Raw genomic sequence first — 17174 nt, 5'->3', positions numbered from 1 at the left:
GTTCCCATTAATGAATGATGTAGATGGTCGCGAAAAGGCCGATCCAGACGACGTCCACGAAGTGCCAGTAATAGGACACAACGATCGCGCTGGTGGCCTGCTCATGCGTGAAGCGCTTCGCGGCGTACGTGCGTCCCAGCATGAACAGGAACGCGATCAAGCCACCGGTCACGTGCAGGCCATGGAAGCCCGTGGTCAGATAGAAGACCGAGTCATAGGCCGAGTGCGAGAGGACGTGGCCCTCGTGCGCGAGCTCGCTGTACTCGTAGAGCTGGCCGCCGACGAACACCGCGCCCATGAGGAAGCTGACGAGGTACCAGAAGCGTAGCTTGCCGACCTGGCCCTTCTCGGCCGCCCACACGCCCATCTGGCAAGTCACACTGGACAGGACCAGGATGATCGTGTTGACCGTCGCGAAGGGGATGTTCAGATGCGCCTCGGGCCAGGGCAGCCCCTGCCCGATGCTCACTGACCGGATGGTGAAGTACATCGCGAACAGCGCCGCGAAGAACATGAGCTCAGAGGACAGCCACACGATCGTCCCGACGCTGACCAGGTTGGGCCGGCGGGACGGGTGTGCTGCCGTCGTCGTTGTTACTGCGGATGCTGTCGCCACGGGCAGCATTATTGCGGCTTCGGTGGCCGGGTCGCCGCACGACCCCCCGATAGGGGTGTCAGGGTCGCCTCAATAGGTGCGAAAACGGTCAATCCCGGCCGTGGGGGCGTCCAGCCTGGGTCTCCGCGCCACCCGACCGGTAGCATCCATGATTGACCATACCTCTTGGCGCCGACGCGGCACCGAAGCGAGAGCGAGCACGACCTTGAGCAGCGACTTGGGCACCGATGACAAGATGAGGGTCCTCGTCTACAGCGACGACGCCGCCACGCGGGAGAAGGTGCGGCTGGCCATCGGCCGCCGCCCCGCCGCCGACGTCCCCTTCGTGGAGATCGTGGAGTGCGCGACCCAGCCCAAGGTCGTCCAGCACCTCGACTCCGGTGAGATCGACGTGGCCGTGCTCGACGGCGAGGCCCAGCCCGCGGGCGGCATGGGCGTCGCACGCCAGGCCAAGGACGAGGTCTACGACTGCCCGCCCATCTGCCTGCTCGTCGCCCGCCGCGACGACCGCTGGCTCGCCACCTGGTCCAGGGCCGACGCCGTCGTCGCGCAGCCGCTCGACCCGGTCCTGCTGGCCGACACCATCGCCGATCTCATGCGGCGGCGCGGCGCCAACCGACTCACCGCCCACTAGCCGGTCGCCGACCCCTGGAGTAGCTCATGGACGCGCGCAACACCTGGCCCGCGTTGTTGTCAGCCATGCTCGCGGGAGAGCACCTGAGCGCCGACGAGACCGCCTGGGCGATGCACGAGATCATGACGGGCGCGGCCACCCCCGCCCAGATCGCCGGGTTCGCCGTGGCGTTGCGCGCCAAGGGCGAGACGGTCGCCGAGGTCGCCGGGCTGGCCAGGGTGATGCTGGACCTCTCGACCCCGCTCCGGGTGGACGGCCCGGTGGTCGACATCGTGGGCACCGGCGGCGACCGCGCCCACACCGTCAACGTCTCCACCATGGCAGCCATCGTCGCCGCGGCGGCGGGCGCGCGGGTGGTCAAGCACGGCAACCGCGCGGCCTCCTCGTCCTGCGGCGCCGCCGACGTGCTGGAGCACCTCGGCGTCGTGCTGGAGCTCACCCCCGCGCAGACCGCCCGGGTCGCCGCCGAGGCGGGCATCGCCTTCTGCTTCGCGCCGCTCTACCACCCGGCGCTGCGCTTCGCCGGCCCGCCGCGCAAGGAGCTCGGCGTGCCGACCGTGTTCAACTTCCTCGGCCCGCTCACCAACCCCGCCCGGCCGACCGCGCAGGCCATCGGCGTGTTCGACGCGCGGATGCTGCCCATCGTCGCGGGCGTCTTCGCCGAGCGCGGGGTCTCGGCCCTGGTCTTCCGCGGCGACGACGGGCTCGACGAGCTCACCATCGCCACCACCTCGACCGTCTGGATCGTGCGTGACGGCACCGCCACGCAGACCACCTTCGACCCGGCCGTCCTCGGCATCCCCAGGTCGCCGGTCGACGCGCTGCGCGGCGGCGACGCCGTCTTCAACGGCCAGGCCGTCCGCGACCTGGTCGCCGGCAAGACCGGCCCGATCCGCGACGCCGTGCTGCTCAACGCCGCCGCCGGCCTGGTCGCGGCAGACGGCCCGGGGGAGGACCTCGACGCCGCCATGACCGATGCCTACGCCAGGGCGGTCACCGCGATCGACTCGGGCCGGGCGTCCGCGACCCTGGACCACTGGATCGAGCTCAGCAACACCCTGCACCGCCCCTGACCGCGCAGTCCCTGACCGCGCAGTCCCTGACCGCGCAGTCCCTGACCGCGCAGTCCCTGACCGCGCGCAGCCGTGGCTGCGCCGGTCGGGTCAGTCGCCCTCGTTCAGGCCGATCGAGAAGGCCGCGTCGAGGTCGTGCTTGGAATAGGTGCGGAACGCGATGTGCGTCTCGGTGTGCAGCACGCCCGGCACCTTGTTCACCCGGCCGGGGATCACCTCGGCCACCTGCTCGTAGGCGGGCACCCGGACCATCGCCAGCAGGTCGTACTCCCCGGTGATCGAGTAGACCTCGCTCACGCCGTCGATCCCGGCGATCATCTGGGCGACCTCGGTGATCCGGTCGACCTCCGCCTTGACGTGCACGATCGCGGTGACCACGGGTCCTCCTCAGGGGCTTACCTCCACGGCATCGGGGAGGCGTCCGGCAAAACCTCGGCCAACCCTATCGCGGCGCAGATCGGGACAGCTCATCCCACGTCCGGACACTCCCTGGACGGACGCGGGAGGTCCACCGGCGCGGACGTGCGCTCGCGAGTTGGCGCAGGAGACCTTCCGCGTTTTGCGGCCCACGGCGGCGCGTCGTGCTCAGGACAGTGGGCGGCCCTCGCGTGGGCTGCGGGCCTCGATGGCCTGGTAGGCGCGGTCGATGCGGGCCTTGAGGCGGCCGGCGCCGTGGGCGGGGAGGCTCCAGCCGCCCTCGACCTGGACCAGGCGGACGCCGGGTGACTCCAGCCAGCGCAGGATGCACTCGGTCTCCTCGGCGCTGGCGGCCGGGGTGGGGCCGGGGCCGGGGACCACGGTCTCCGCGGTGGCGACCAGGGCTTCCACGTAAGGGGTGGGATGGGCGCCCCTGGGCATCACTCCCGCCGCGGCCAGCCTGCCGTACCTGATCACGTGGATGTCCCAGCCGCCGTCGAACGCCGGGCTGGCCGCGACGAGCTGCGGGATGCCGGTCAGCGCCTGGAGGCGCTGCATGCGCGCGGCCGTGCGCACGTAGGCGGCCAGGCGGTCGCGGTCGGCGGCGGCCTCCTCGTAGCGCTGCTCGACCGACAGCCGCTCCATCCGCGCCTCCATCGCGGAGAACACCACGCTCGCGTCGTGTTCCATCGCGCGCCGCGCGCTCGCCACGTGCAGCGTGTAGTCGGCGGGGCTCTCCCTGCCCTCGCAGGGCGCGCCGCAGCGGCCGATCTCGGCGAGCGCGCAGGCCCGCCGGGTGTGCCGCGGGGTGAGCCGCTCGGTGCACTGCCGCAGCGGGATGGCCTCGTGCAGGGCCGCCTTCGCGTCCTCCGCGGTGCGGCTGCTGGAGAACGGGCCCAGGTAGGACGCCTGGTCGGGGCGGACCTCGCGGACGATGGACAACCGGGGGAAGGGCTCGTCGGTGAGCTTGAGCCACACCGCCTTCTCCGGGAAGCGGGACCTGCGGTTGTACCGGGGTTTCGTCCCCGCGATGAGGCGCAGCTCCCTCACCTCGGCCTCCAGGCCGGTGGCGCAGACGATGGTGCGCACCCGCTCGGCGACGCCGATCATCTCCCTGATCCTGGACCGGGTCTCGCTCGCCGTGAAGTAGCTGCGCACGCGGACCCGCAGGTTGCCGCTCTTTCCGACGTAGAGCGCCTCGCCGCGCTGGTCCTCGAAGACGTAGACCCCCGGGGTGCCGGGCACGGCGTCGGCCAAATGGCGCTTGCGCTGCTGCTCGGGGGTGGGGGTGCGGACGAAGCTCTTCAGCTCCTCCAGGGTGGCCACGCCGAGCGAACCGGCCCGCTCCAGCAGCGCGTGCAGCACGTCGGAGGTCGCCTTGGCGTCGGCGAGCGCCCGGTGGCAGGGCTCGGTGGAGCTGCGGAAGAACCTGGCGAGCGTGCCCAGCTTGCAGTTGGGCACCTCGTCGCGGGTGAGCATGCGCCGTGCGAGGTCGGCGGTGTCGACCACCGGATTGGCCGGCGGCGGGTAGCCGAGCGCGGCGCAGGCCGCCTTGATGAACCCCATGTCGAACGGGGAGTTGTGGGCCACCAGCGTGGCGCCGCGGATGAACTCCAGGAACGACGGCAGCACCGAGTCGATCCTCGGGGCGGTCGTCACCATGGCGTCGGTGATGCCGGTCAGGACCGAGATGAACGGCGGGATCGGCCCGCCCGGGTCGACCAGCGTGGCGAACTCGCCGAGCGGCTCCCCGCCGCGCACCTTGACGGCCCCGATCTCCGTGATCGTGTGCTCCGCCGCCGAGCCGCCGGTCGTCTCCAGGTCGAACACGACGAACGTCACCTGGCTGAGCGGCGTGCCCAGCTCGTCCAGAGCGCCCTGCACCGCGATCTCCACGACCAAGACCATAGAAGCCGCCACCGACATAAACCACCCGGCCCCCCGCCGATGTCCGCCCCCGGCCCTCCCCGAGCCGTTCCAGCCGGATCCCGCGCGGCAGCGGATCTCCGGCGCCGGCCCGAGATCACCTCGCGGTCCTCCTTCCGGCAGCCGGGTGAACGACAGGACGGCACCGGCTCGCCCATCCACGCCCTCCGCGGCCCCCGTGCCCTCTTCTCCGTCGACCACGGGGGCCGGTCCCGTCCGCGGTGGTCACTGGAGATCGTCATGGTCGGCTACTTTGGTCGGTGTCGGAGCGGGCGGCGACGGCCTAGCGTTGGGGGACGTGACGGAATATCGGTGGCTGCTGCCGTCGGTGCTGATCGGGACGGCGGAGGAGGCGCGGCAGGGGAGAAGGTCGCGCTCGGCGCGGGACTGGGCGGCCGACGGGGGGATGTTCCTGCTGTCGTGCGCGAGCGCGGCGATGTTCGTGCTCATGATGCAGGCCGACGGGGTGCCCCAGCCCCTCATCGTGCTGGAGGTGGTGGTCGGCACCGGGGCGTGCGCCGCGGTGTGGCTGCGCAGGCGGTGGCCGGTCGGGCTGACGCTCATGCTCTGCGTGCTGTCGACGTTCTCGCTGCTGGTGTCGGGGCCGACGCTGGTGGCGGTCTTCACCGTGGCGGTGCACCGGCCGTTCAGGTACGCCGCGATGGCCGGCGGGCTCGCCCTGGTGAGCACGCTGCCCTACGCGACGCTGCGGCCGGACCCGGCCTTCGGATTCTGGGGGATCGTGATCGTCGGGTCGGCGCTGTATCTCGCGATGATCGCGTGGGGGATGTTCGTGCGGGCCCAGCGGCAGCTCGTGCTCTCGCTGCGGGACCGGGCGGGGGAGGCGGCGCGGGACGCGCGGCGGCTGGAGCGGGAGCGCATCGCCAGGGAGATGCACGACGTCCTCGCCCACCGGCTCTCCCTGCTCAGCCTGCACGCCGGGGCGCTGGCGTTCCGCGCCGACCTGCCGCGGGAGGAGGTGGCCAAGGTCGCCGGCTCGATCAGGACCGCCGCCCACCAGGCGCTGGAGGATCTGCGCGAGGTGATCGGCGTGCTGCGGCGCGACGAGGAGGACGCCGTCCCCGGGCCGCCGCAGCCGACCCTCGCCGACCTGCCCGGCCTGGTCGAGGAGTCCAGGAGGGCGGGCATGGACATCGACTTCCGCCTGGGACCCGCCGACGCGGCGGCCGCGCCGGACGGGCTGGGCCGTACGGTCTACCGCCTCGCCCAGGAGGGACTGACCAACGCGCGCAAGCACGCGCCCGACGCGCGGGTGCGGCTCACGGTGGACGGCTCCCCCGGCGACGGGCTCACGCTGGAGATCCGCAACCCGGTCCGTACGGCGGGCCGGCCCGGCGCGGTTGTGCCCGGCGGCGGCAACGGCCTGATCGGGCTGGCCGAGCGGGTGGGGCTGGCCGGCGGCCGGTTCGAGCAGCTGATCGGCGCGGACGGTGACTTCGTGCTGCGCGCCTGGTTACCGTGGCCGGCATGAGCAGCGATCCGATCGGCGTCCTGATCGTGGACGACGACGCCCTGGTGCGCGCCGGGCTGTCCCTGATCCTCGGCGGCACCGCAGACGTCCGGCTGGTGGGGGAGGCCGCCGACGGTGACGAGGTGCCCGCGCTGGTGGCCGAGCGGCGGCCCGACGTGGTGCTGATGGACATCAGGATGCCCAGGCTGGACGGCCTGGCCGCGACCGAGCGGCTGCGCTCGGGCCCGCGTCCGCCGGAGGTCGTCATCCTGACCACCTTCCACGCCGACGCGCACGTGCTGCGCGCCCTGCGCGCGGGCGCGGCGGGGTTCCTGCTGAAGGACACCCCGCCCGAGGAACTGCTCGCCGCGATCCGCAGGGTCGCCGCCGGGGAGCCCATCCTGTCGCCCGCGGTGACCCGGCAGCTCATCTCGCACATCGCGGACCCGCGGATCGAGGATCGCAGGGGGCGGGCGCGGAGGCTGCTCGACCGGCTCAGCGACCGGGAGCGCGAGGTGGCGCTGGCGGTGGGCCGGGGCGCCTCCAACGCCGAGATAGCCGCCGAGCTCTTCATGAGCGTCGCCACCGTCAAGGCGCATGTGTCCCGCGCGCTGACCAAGATGGAGCTCAACAACCGCGTGCAGATCGCGCTGGCCGTGCACGACGCGGGCCACCTCGCCTGAGCCGGGCGGGCCGTCCGCGTGGCCGCTGGGCTGGGATGATCTTGTGTTGGGCGGTCCGCGGGCCGCGATTTCTTCCGCCAAGCGCTTGTTCAGCGGTCGTCAACCGGGGCGAGGGGCGAATACAGGGTTGCGGCAGCCGTACCCTTGTCTGATAGACGAGTTTCGGAAGGCGTCAAAGGGCTGAGAGGAAGATGGGGATGAGTTCGGCCGGAGAGGGCTTGGCTCGTCCGCTGCCCGAGCAGGTCAGGTTACACGTCGTGGACCTCGCGGCGCAGGTCCTCGGCACGATGCCGCCCGCGCTGATTCCGCCGCCGCTGCGCGGGATCGCCAAGTTCGACCCGCGCAAGCGGGCCAAACTCGGCGGCACTCCGATCGCGGCCCAGCTGGAGACCGACAAGGAGTTCCGGGAGGCGGTCGCGGAGACGATCTCGGCCGGGTGGCCGGAGCTGGTCGCGAGCCTCGCTGAGGGCAACGTGCCGCCCGCGGCCGAGCCGGTGCTGGTGGCCGCCGCGGCCTATCTCACCCGTCCGCCCGGCTGGCCGGAGATGGTGGAGGTCGCGCGCGCCGACCTGGAGCGTTCGGCCGCCACCGCGAAGGGCAACGCCCACGAGCAGACGGCGACGCGGCTGCGCGAGCAGCTCGCCGCCCAGAAGAGCACCGCAAAGGAGGAGGCCGAGCGGCTGCGCGAGCAGCTCAAGGCCGCCCGCGGGGAGAACGCCGACCTGCGGCGCAAGCTGCACGACGCCAGGGAGCGGGCCAGGTCCGCCGAGGCGCGGGCCGTTGAGATGGCCGTCGCGGCCGAGGAGGCGCGGGGCGCCCTCGCCGCCGCCGGCGGCGCGCAGGAGGCCGAGCTGCGCCGGACCAAGGAGCGTCTCGCCGACGCCGAGCGGCAGATCGAGGCCGCCCGCCGGGCGGCGCGCGAGGGGCGCAGCGTCGAGGACGCCCGGGTGCGGCTGCTGCTCGACGCGTTGCAGGACGCCGCCGCCGGGCTGCGCAGGGAGCTCGCGCTGCCCTCCACGATCAGCCGGCCGGCGGACACGGTCACCGCGGTCGCCCCCGATCGGCCCGGCGTGCGCGCCGTGCCCGCCCGCGCGCTCGCCGACGACGATCCCGCGCTGCTCGACCAGTTGCTCGCGGTGCCGCAGGTGCACCTGATCGTGGACGGGTACAACGTCACGAAGACCGGTTACGGCACCCTCACCCTGGCCGACCAGCGCAACCGGCTGATGACCGGGCTGGGCGGCCTGGTGGCCCAGACCAGGGTCGAGGTGACCTGCGTCTTCGACGGCGCGGAGCTCAACGGTCCGGTGCAGGTCACCGCGCCGCGCGGGGTGCGGGTGATGTTCAGCGCGCCCGGCCAGATCGCCGACGACCTGATCAGGCAGCTCGTCCGGGCCGAGCCGGTCGGCCGGGCCGTCGCGGTGGTCTCCTCCGACCGGGAGGTGGCCGAGACGGTCCGCAGGATGGGCGCCCGTCCGGTCCCCTCGTCCCTTCTCCTGCGCCGCCTGCGCTGACCCCCGCCTGGCTTCCCGCGCCGCCTGCGCTGACCCCGCCTGCTCATGCTGCCGTCGCCTGCGCCGACCCTTGCGTGCCTTTCTCTGTCGCCTGATGCCGCGTCGCCCGCGCTGACCTCGCGTGCCCTCCCGCGCCGCCTGGTGCCGCTGCGTCGCCTGCGCTGACCCCGCGCGCCTTCTCTCCGCCGAACCTGCGGCTCCGCGGGTGTTCTGTCAGGGGTTTGCTGGGGCTTTTGCCCTGTTCGGGGGTGGTTTGTGATGGTGAGGGTAATAGCGCGGAAAAGGTGAGGTCAACACCGAGTCACCTGTACTATTTCGCCCCAGGTCCGATCGTTGGGAGGAGTTCGTGCCGGTGAGGCGTGGACGGTTGCCGATGGCCGCGGGGCTAGTCCTCGCCGTCCTGCTGCTGCCGATCGACGGGGCGGCCGCCGATCCGCAGCCGACCCTCGCCCAGGCCAGGGCCAAGCTCACGAAGCTGAACAACCAGGCGGACAAGGTCGTCGACCGCTACAACCTCGCCAACGAGCGGTACAAGAAGGCGAAGAAGAAGTACGACCAGCTCAACGGCTCGCTCAAGCGCCAGGAGAGCACCGTGGAGGGGCTGCGCCGCGACCTGGTCGGCATGGCGCGCACCGCCTACCAGGGCGGCGACATGGTGACGTGGCAGGGTCTCATCGGCCGCGAGGACCCGGAGGAGGCCCTCGGCGGCCTGGCCGCCCTGAGCCAGCTCTCCGCCGAGCGCTCCCGGTCGCTGGACGCGTTCGACGAGGCCACCCGCACCCTGCGCGGCCAGCGCGACGCCGCCAAGACCGCGTACGGCGAGGCCGACGAGGTGCTCGGCGACGTGCGCAAGCAGAAGTCCACGGTGGAGCGCCTGGTGAAGGAGCAGACCAAGCTGCTGCGCCGTCTCGGCACCTACCAGACGGGCAACCCCAACAGCGCGGGGCAGAAGTACACCGGCGCGGCCTCCGGGAACGGCCGGTCCGTGCTCCAGTTCGCCTACGCCCAGATCGGCAAGCCCTACGTCTTCGGCGGCACCGGCCCCGGCGGCTGGGACTGCTCCGGGCTCACCCAGGCGGCCTGGCGGGCGGCGGGCGTGTCCCTCCCGCGGACCACGTGGGAGCAGTGGAGCTGGGGCGCGCAGCGCCGGGTGTCCCTGGACGACCTCCAGCCCGGCGACCTCATCTTCAGCAACGGCCTCGGGCACGTCGGCATCTACGCGGGCGGCGGCAACATGGTGCACGCCCCGCAGACCGGCGACGTGGTCAAGGTGACGAGCCTCGACGCCTACGGCCGCGGCAGCCTGGTCGGCGCCGTCCGCCCGTAGTCCGCCCGTAGTCCCTCGCCCGGCGCCCCCGGCGGTGCGGAGCGCCGTCGCGGTCCTCTCCCCGGCGGTGAGCGCTGTCCGGTCCTGTGCGCGGCCCGTGAGTTTCGTCCGGTTCTTTGCGCGGTGCCGAGCGTCGTCCCGGCGCGACGGCGTGTGTCCCCGTCCGGCTCGTGGCGGCGGGTGTCTCAAGCGTTCCCCGGCGGCCGGGTGGAGTGCGCCGGCGATGTGCCGGCGGCCTCGTACGGCACGCGGAGCGGGTGGGCGATCCGGCGGTCGTGGACCGTTCCAACCGGTGTGCCCGAAACGGGTGGGCCTCCTTACCGGCGCCTGACGGGAGACGTCAGAACGTTTGGCTGATCGTGATGTGTGCTGCCCGTTACCTTTTGGGTCCCCCCGGGATGGCGCGATTGTAGCGCGCATACCACGAGGTGGGAGCATTTCTCACGTAAAAAGTGGAGCGATCACGGCATGTCTGACGATCGCATGAATCGTCCTACCTATGTGATTGATGTGACACAAGTGGTGTCAATCGCTCATGCGGCGAAAGTGTGAGGGGGATCACATTTAGGTAACTGATCTCCTTGTTCTCCTGGGATTTCGTAAAGTCGGGAACCTCTCCAGAGATCTTTATTCTTGGCGGGGGCTTTGCCGAGATATGGGGATCCGAGTAGCTTCTCGCATCGCGGCGGGCACCGTAGCCCGGCCGAGTCGATCATCGGAAATCAACCGCCGATGTCGTGAATAGATCCATCTGGTCACCGCTAACCGTTCCCCCTTCGGGATTGGTGACCTGCCGAGTCCGTGCAGCCAGGAGGCACGGAGCCGGGGACCCAAAAGGTCCTTACCGAAAGGGCCAGGGGTGAATCGGCGCGATCGCGCCGTAGGGCGACTTCCACGTCCGAATCCGTCAGCTAACCCGGTAGGCATTGGTGGAAGAGCGGAGGAGCAATCCTGTCCACATCCGTGTACAACCTGCGTCTGTCGCGTCTTACCCGCCTGACCATCGGCGGTGCGGCACTCACCATCACCGCCTCGGCGGGGGTGGTGACGCTACAGGCCACCGCGGCCTCGGCGGTGACGACGAGCACAGCACCACTTCCTTCCGTGGATTCGACGACCTCCACGACGTTGCTGGCCGGGAGCACCCCCTCCTCGGCCACGGCAGCGGCGCCGGGCGCGGTGACCACCGTCACGAAGCTCACCAAGGTCGCGGCACAGAAGCTCAAGGCCGCCAAGGCGGTCTCCGTGGCCGAGAAGCAGGTCGGCGATCCGTATCGGTGGGGAGCCACCGGTCCCAACGCGTTCGACTGCTCCGGCCTGGTCCAGTACAGCTGGCGGAAGGCCGGGGTGAAGATCCCGCGCGTGACCTACAGCCAGTACTCCGGTATCAGGAAGAAGATCTCGATCAAGGATCTGCGGCCCGGTGACCTGCTGTTCTTCTACGGCAAGGGCCACGTGGGCATGTACGTCGGCGACGGAAAGATCATCCATTCCCCCAACAGCGGCGAAACCGTGCGCATCGTGAAGCTGAGCACCATGCGGTCCTCCTTCAGCGGCGCAGTGCGTCCCGGTCTCTGACGCCCTCCCCCAGGGCCGCGTCTCGCAGGCACGACCTCCCCCCGGTTCCGCGCCCGGATACCCCCTCCGGACGCCTGTCCGGTGCGCCCAGGTCGCCGCCTGAGCCCCCGAAGCGCGCGCCCCTCCCCGCTCGCGGCCCGCCGGGCCCGTCCGTCCACCGGCGGCCCGCGAGCGGGGACCCCCGTTCCCGGCCCGCCACCCCCTGGCGGGCCGAGAGCGGGGCCCCTGTCCACAGCCCGTCGCCCTCCGGCGGGCCCGTCAACGGGATACGGTCCGACGTCCCCGGCGGATCGCGGGCGCGCACCTGGCCCGTTGCCCGAGGAGCGAGGACGCGTCCCACGGTCCACACGGGCGGCCCCGGCGGTCGCCCGATGCCGTACTTTGGGCCGCGTGCATGCCGTCTCCGACCCGAAGACCCGGCGCATGGCGCTGTCGGGTCTGCTGGGCGTGGCCGGAGCGGTGCTGCTGACCGGCGGGGCGCCGCCCGCGCCGATCGGCGCCGGCCTGTCCGCCGCGATGCGCGTGCCGGCCGCGCCGGCGCCACCGGCCATGCCGGGTGGCACGGTCGTGCGCGGCGAGCGGTCGGAGGTGATCGGCCCGCCCGGCGCGGACCGTGGCCGGCTGGCCGGGATCGCCGCCGTGGCCGACCGCGCCGCCCGTACGGTCGCCGGGGTGTGGGGTCCCACGCGCGCGGTGATCGAGGTGCCCGCCGACACGGCGCAGGCCGCCCGCCTCGCCGGCACCACCGCGCTGGAGGGGCTCGCCGCCGTCGCGCTCGCCGACCGCGTCGTGATCGTGCCCGACGGCTTCGCGCGGCTGTCCCCGGCGGGACGCGCCGTCGTCCTCACCCACGAGCTGACCCACGTCGCCACCGGAGCGGCGCTCGGCACCGGGCTGCCCATCTGGCTCACCGAGGGCTTCGCGGACTACGTCGGCTACCGGGACTCCGGCATCCCCGTCCGCACGGCCGCCGCCGAGCTCGCCGACGAGGTGCGCGCGGGCCGCCTGCCCCGCGAGCTTCCGTCCCGCGACGACTTCCGCCCCGGCGGGCCCCGGGTGCCCCAGGCGTACGAGGAGGCGTGGCTCGCCTGCCGCTACATCGCCGGCCGGTACGGCGAGCGGGCGCTCGTCGCCCTCTACCGGCGCGCCCTGCGCGACGGCCTCCCCGGCGCGCTCGCCGCCCTCGGCCTCACCACCGCCTCCCTCACCGCCCACTGGCGCGCCCACCTCGCCGCCGAACTGCGCTGACCCGTCCCCGGACCTCGTCCACCCCGCCCGGACGGCGTACCCGGAGCTGGACGGCCGGGGAAGGGAACGCGTCCGCGGCGCGCGTGGCGGGGGGCGGTGAAGGCGGAGCGGGGGAGTGCGGGGTTCGCGGGGGGTGAGGAGGGCATGGGGGGCGGGCTGTGGAGGTGGAGACGGCCCGGCTGCGTGGAGGGGGCCGGGGCGGGCTGCGATGATACGGGGATCGACGTCGAGCGGGTGTCGGCTCCGGACGGGGAGTGATCGGGGTGACCGAATCGGGTGAGCTTTCTGGCAGGCGGGTCAGGGGGGACGGAGCGGAGGGCGGCACGGGGAGGACGGGTGTGCGCGGAGCGGCCTGGGCGCTGATCGGCCTCGGGGCCGCGATCGGCGTGGTGGTCGGGGTGACCACGCCGTGGCGGGTGCTGGCCGCGGGCGCGCCCGCGGTGGCGGTCGATCCGGCGCGCGACTTCACCGCGGCGCAGATCGCCCGCGCCGCGGAGTTCGACTCGGCGCTGAGTCTTCCTTCCTATCTGTCGCTGGCGCTCACCCTGGTCTTCGCCGGGCTGCTGATCGTCACGCCGTTCGGCGCACGGGTGCTGTCCGCGGCCCGCGGCCCGTGGTGGCTGCGGGTGGTCTGCGGGGTGGTGGCGCTCACCGCCGTCGTGGAGGTCCTCCGCTGGCCGCTCGGCATGTGGTACGAGACCTACGTCCGCGCCTACGGCCTGTCCACCCAGACCTGGTCGTCGTGGTCGGCGGACCGGCTGCTCAACCTCGGGGTGCGCACCCTGCTCGTCGCGTTCATGGTGGTGGCCGTGGTGGGGCTGGCCCGGCGGTTCCCCCGCTGGTGGATCCCCGCGGCGGCGGGCGCCTTCGTGCTGACCGTGGCGGCGTCGTTCGTCTACCCCGTCGCGGTCGAGCCGCTGTTCAACGACTTCCGCCCGATGCCCGCCGGGCAACTGCGCACCGACCTGCTCGCGATGGCCGCCAGGGACGGCGTGCCGGTGGAGGACGTGCTGGTCGCCGACGCCTCCCGGCGTACCACGGCGCTCAACGCCTACGTCTCCGGCTTCGGCGCGACCCGCCGGATCGTCGTCTACGACACGCTGCTCGGCGCGCCCGAGAACGAGGTGCAGACGATCGTCGCGCACGAGCTCGGCCACGCCAAGAACGACGACGTCCTGCACGGCACGCTGGAAGGCGGGCTGGCCGCCGCGTTCGGCGCCTGCCTGCTCTTCCTGGTCACCTCGCCGGGGTCGGTGCGCCGCCGGGCCGGGATCGCCTCCCTCGCCGACCCGCGCGCCGCCGGGCTGCTGATGGGCCTGCTCAGCGTGGCGTCCGTGCTGTCCGGGCCGGCCCAGAACGTGGTGAGCAGGCACATCGAGGCCCGCGCCGACGTGCACGCCCTGGACCTCACCCGCGACCCCGGCCGGTTCGTCGCGATCCAGAAGCGGCTGGCCGTCGCCAACATCTCCGACCTGTCACCCGACCCCGTGGAGTACGTCCTGTACGCCTCCCACCCCGCCGGACCCGAGCGCATCGCCACCGCCAGATCCTGGGCGCTGCTGAACGGCATGCCGGAGCCGTGACCGGGGACGGGGCCGGGTCCCCCGGCAAGACCCTCATCGTCACCAACGACTTCCCTCCCCGCCCCGGCGGGATCCAGGCGTTCGTGCACGGGCTCGCCGCGCGCCGCCCGCCGGGCTCAGTCGTCGTCTACGCGCCCCGCTGGACCGGCTGCCACGCGTTCGACCTGCGCCAGCCGTACCACGTGGTGCGGCATCCGGGCCGGCTGATGCTGCCGCTGCCCACGGTGGCGCGCCGGGCGGCCGAGCTCGTCGCGGCGTTCGGCTGCGAGACGGTGGTGTTCGGGGCGGCGGCGCCGCTCGGCCTGCTCGCGCCCGGCCTGCGTGCGGCGGGGGCGCGCCGGGTCGTCATGCTCACCCACGGCCACGAGGCGTCGTGGGCCAGCATGCCGCTCTCCCGCGGCGTCCTCGCCCGGATCGGCGGGCACGCCGACGTGGTCACCTACCTGGGCGACTACACCCGCGGCAGGCTCGCCGCCGCGATCTCCGACGCCAAGCTGGTACGGCTCGCGCCCGGCGTGGACACCGGCCTGTTCCGGCCCGGCGCGGGCGGCGCCGAGGTGCGCAAGGCGCTCGGCCTGGGCGAGCGCCCCGTCGCCGTCTGCGTCTCCCGGCTGGTCCCGCGCAAGGGCCAGGACGTCCTCGTGCGGGCCTGGCCGCGGGTGCTCGCCGAGGTCCCCGACGCGGTGCTGCTGCTCGTCGGCGGCGGCCCCATCCGCGGCCGGCTGGAACGGCTCGTCCGGGCGGGCGGCCTGGAGGCGGCGGTGCGCATCACCGGCCCGGTGCCGTGGGCCGCGCTGCCGTCCTACTACGACGCCGGCGACGTCTTCGCGATGCCGTGCCGGACCCGGCTGCGCGGCATCGACCTGGAAGGGCTCGGCATCGTCTACCTGGAGGCGTCCTCGGCCGGGCTGCCGGTCATCGCGGGCTCCTCCGGCGGCGCCCCCGACGCCGTACGGCACGGCGAGACCGGGCTGGTCGTGGACGGCTCCGCACCCGCCGAGGTCGCCGCCGCCGTCGCCGGGCTGCTGGCCGACCCGGCGCGCGCCCGCGCGATGGGCGAGCGCGGCCGGGAGTGGATCACCCGGGAGTGGACCTGGGACGCCGTGGCCGCCCGCTTCGATCGTCTGCTGGCGCCCTCGGGACCCCGCCCGGCTCAGCCGTAGAGCCCGTCGATCTCCTTGGCGAAGTCGCGGATGACGATGTCGCGCTTGACCTTGAGCGTCGGGGTGAGGTGCCCGGACTCCTCGGTGATGTCGGTGCCGAGCAGGGCGAACTTCTTGATCGCCTCAGCCTGGGAGACGGACAGGTTGGCGTCGTCCACGGCCTTCTGCACCTCGGCCAGGATGGCCGGGTCGGTGCTCAGCTCGGCGAGCGTGGCCCCGGCGCGGCCGTTGGCGCCCTTCCACTGCTCGACCGCCTCCGGGTCGAGGGTGACCAGCGCGGCGATGAACGGGCGGTCGTCGCCGACCACCATCGCCTGGCTGACCAGCGGGTGAGCGCGGATCCGGTCCTCCAGCGGGCCGGGGGCGACGTTCTTGCCGCCCGCCGTGACGATGATCTCCTTCTTCCTGCCGGTGATCCGCAGGTAGCCGTCGGCGTCCAGCTCGCCCACGTCGCCGGTGTGGAACCAGCCGTCGGCGTCGATCACCTCGGCGGTGGCCTTCTCGTCGTTCCAGTAGCCGTCGAAGACGTGCCGGCCCTTGACCAGCACCTCGCCGTCGTCGGCGATCGCGAGGGTCACGCCGGGCAGCGGCTTGCCGACCGTGCCGATCTTGTTGGCGCCCGGCATGTTGACCGAGGAGGGGGCCGAGGTCTCGCTGAGCCCGTACCCCTCGAAGACCTCGATCCCGGCGCCGCGGAAGAAGTGGCCGAGCCGGTCGCCCAGCGCGGACCCGCCGGACACCGCCGCGGTCAGCCGCCCGCCGGTGGCCGCGCGCAGCTTGACGTAGACGAGCCGGTCGAAGAGGGCGTGCTTGAGGCGGAGCCCGAGGCCGGCGCCGCCGGAGCTCTCCGCGCGGCTCCACCCGATCGCCGTGTCGGCCGCCGCGTGGAAGATCTTCCCCTTGCCGTCGGCGGTCGCCTTCTGCTCGGCGCCGTTGTAGACCTTCTCGAACACCCGGGGCACGCCGAGCAGGAACGACGGGCGGAACGACTGGAGGTCGGGGCCGACGTTCTTCATGTTGGGCGTGTGGCCGAGCACGGTGCCGGTCTCGATGAGGATGACCTCGATGAGCCGGGCGAAGCTGTGCGCCAGCGGCAGGAACAGCAGGGCGGCCCGGTCACGCTGCTGGAAGAGCCGCTCCAGCGGGCCGGCGGCGACGTTGCGCGCGGTGAAGAGCAGGTTGTCGTGGGTGAGCCGGCAGCCCTTGGGGCGGCCGGTGGTGCCCGACGTGTAGATGATCGTGGCCAGGTCGGCGCCGCCGCGGGAGGCGCGCCGCTCCAGCAGCGTCTCGTCGCCGACGGCCGCGCCCTTGGCGGTCAGCGCGTCGATCGCGCCCCCGTCGATCCGCCAGACGTCGCGCACCTCGGGCAGCTCGGCGAGCACCTCGCGGAGGGTCTCCTCGTGCGAGCCGAGCTCGACGACCGCCGCCCTGGCGCCGCTGTCGGACAGGATCCACCTGACCTGCTCGGCCGAGGACGTCTCGTAGATCGGCACGCTGACCCCGCCGGCCGCCCAGATGGCGTAGTCGACGACGGTCCACTCGTAACGGGTGCGGGACATCAGGGCGACCCGGTCGCCCGGCTCCACTCCCGAGGCGATCAGGCCCTTGGCCACCCCGCTCACCTGGTCACGGAAATCTCCGGCGGTGACCGCCAGCCAGTCGTCGCCGGCCTTGCGCCGCAGCGCCACGGCGCCCGGATCCTGCTCGGCCCGCTGGAACACGATGTCGATGCAGCTGGCGGACGGGGGGACGTCCACCAGCGTGGGGACGGTGTACTCGCGCACGGCTGGGCTCCTCCGGGTGCACGGGACCAATGGCCGGTTCGGACGCTATCGCGATAAGTTACGCATGGGTAGATGCCGTCACTGAGGCGTTACACAAGGCGATTTCACGCTATCAGCCCGGCGCCCCGGACCGGCGGAACCCGGCGGCCGGTTGACC

General features: G+C 72.8%; 14 protein-coding genes and 1 riboswitch. Of the genes, 10 read left to right on the top strand and 4 right to left on the bottom strand.

Features of this window, described 5'->3' with window-relative positions; genetic code table 11:
• Positions 1 to 7: 7 nt before the first annotated feature.
• The gene (gene ctaE / locus QSK26_RS27865; RefSeq protein ID WP_285778237.1) at positions 8 to 625 is read right to left on the bottom strand and encodes an aa3-type cytochrome oxidase subunit III; all 618 of its coding nucleotides are present in this window, start codon (positions 623 to 625) and stop codon (positions 8 to 10) included.
• A 226-nt stretch (positions 626 to 851) separates the two neighbouring features.
• On the opposite strand from ctaE, the gene QSK26_RS27860 reads away from it, so the two are divergent.
• Both QSK26_RS27860 and trpD read left to right on the top strand, forming a co-directional pair.
• A complete protein-coding gene (locus QSK26_RS27860) occupies positions 852 to 1250 on the top strand; it encodes a response regulator transcription factor (RefSeq protein WP_285778389.1) in 399 nt (132 codons plus the stop codon).
• Between the two features lie 26 nt (positions 1251 to 1276).
• Positions 1277 to 2323 carry an anthranilate phosphoribosyltransferase gene (trpD, locus tag QSK26_RS27855; protein WP_285778236.1) on the top strand — a complete coding sequence of 349 codons (1047 nt, stop codon included), beginning with the start codon at positions 1277 to 1279 and terminating at the stop codon, positions 2321 to 2323.
• 90 nt (positions 2324 to 2413) lie between these two features.
• Here trpD and QSK26_RS27850 read toward each other — a convergent pair whose 3' ends face one another.
• Positions 2414 to 2701 carry an Lrp/AsnC family transcriptional regulator gene (locus QSK26_RS27850; RefSeq protein WP_285778235.1) on the bottom strand — a complete coding sequence of 96 codons (288 nt, stop codon included), beginning with the start codon at positions 2699 to 2701 and terminating at the stop codon, positions 2414 to 2416.
• Positions 2702 to 2908: 207 nt separating this feature from the next.
• Entirely contained in the window at positions 2909 to 4636 is a 1728-nt protein-coding gene (locus QSK26_RS27845) for a DEDD exonuclease domain-containing protein (RefSeq protein WP_285778234.1), read from the bottom strand.
• Positions 4637 to 4964: 328 nt separating this feature from the next.
• On the opposite strand from QSK26_RS27845, the gene QSK26_RS27840 reads away from it, so the two are divergent.
• From QSK26_RS27840 to QSK26_RS27805, 8 genes are all read left to right on the top strand, one after another.
• Positions 4965 to 6158, top strand: a complete 1194-nt coding sequence (locus QSK26_RS27840) for a sensor histidine kinase (protein WP_285778233.1) — start codon at positions 4965 to 4967, stop codon at positions 6156 to 6158.
• Entirely contained in the window at positions 6155 to 6820 is a 666-nt protein-coding gene (locus QSK26_RS27835) for a response regulator (RefSeq protein WP_285778232.1), read from the top strand. The genes QSK26_RS27840 and QSK26_RS27835 overlap by 4 nt, the downstream gene beginning before the upstream one ends.
• Before the next feature lie 197 nt (positions 6821 to 7017).
• Positions 7018 to 8334, top strand: coding sequence for an NYN domain-containing protein (locus QSK26_RS27830; RefSeq protein WP_285778231.1), 1317 nt, complete (start codon positions 7018 to 7020; stop codon positions 8332 to 8334).
• Positions 8335 to 8707: 373 nt separating this feature from the next.
• Positions 8708 to 9661 carry a C40 family peptidase gene (locus QSK26_RS27825; protein WP_285778230.1) on the top strand — a complete coding sequence of 318 codons (954 nt, stop codon included), beginning with the start codon at positions 8708 to 8710 and terminating at the stop codon, positions 9659 to 9661.
• Between the two features lie 781 nt (positions 9662 to 10442).
• A riboswitch (cyclic di-AMP (ydaO/yuaA leader) is annotated at positions 10443 to 10602 on the top strand.
• A gap of 22 nt (positions 10603 to 10624) precedes the next feature.
• On the top strand, positions 10625 to 11239 hold the full coding sequence (locus tag QSK26_RS27820; protein ID WP_285778229.1) for a C40 family peptidase: 615 nt from the start codon (positions 10625 to 10627) through the stop codon (positions 11237 to 11239).
• Positions 11240 to 11629: 390 nt separating this feature from the next.
• Positions 11630 to 12487 (top strand): hypothetical protein, encoded by an 858-nt coding sequence (locus tag QSK26_RS27815; protein WP_285778228.1) that lies wholly within the window; start codon positions 11630 to 11632, stop codon positions 12485 to 12487.
• 338 nt (positions 12488 to 12825) lie between these two features.
• Positions 12826 to 14070 (top strand): M48 family metallopeptidase, encoded by a 1245-nt coding sequence (locus tag QSK26_RS27810; protein WP_285778227.1) that lies wholly within the window; start codon positions 12826 to 12828, stop codon positions 14068 to 14070.
• Positions 14067 to 15233, top strand: a complete 1167-nt coding sequence (locus QSK26_RS27805; RefSeq protein WP_285778226.1) for a glycosyltransferase family 4 protein — start codon at positions 14067 to 14069, stop codon at positions 15231 to 15233. The genes QSK26_RS27810 and QSK26_RS27805 overlap by 4 nt, the downstream gene beginning before the upstream one ends.
• Here the strand turns inward: QSK26_RS27805 and QSK26_RS27800 are convergent.
• Complete coding sequence (locus QSK26_RS27800; protein ID WP_285778225.1) at positions 15224 to 17017, bottom strand: AMP-dependent synthetase/ligase; 1794 nt, start codon at positions 17015 to 17017, stop codon at positions 15224 to 15226. The genes QSK26_RS27805 and QSK26_RS27800 overlap by 10 nt on opposite strands.
• Positions 17018 to 17174 lie beyond the last annotated feature (157 nt).

The organism is Microtetraspora sp. NBRC 13810 (assembly GCF_030268685.1).
Lineage (GTDB): Bacteria > Actinomycetota > Actinomycetes > Streptosporangiales > Streptosporangiaceae > BSRQ01.
This window is presented reverse-complemented; position numbering and strand designations above follow the sequence as displayed.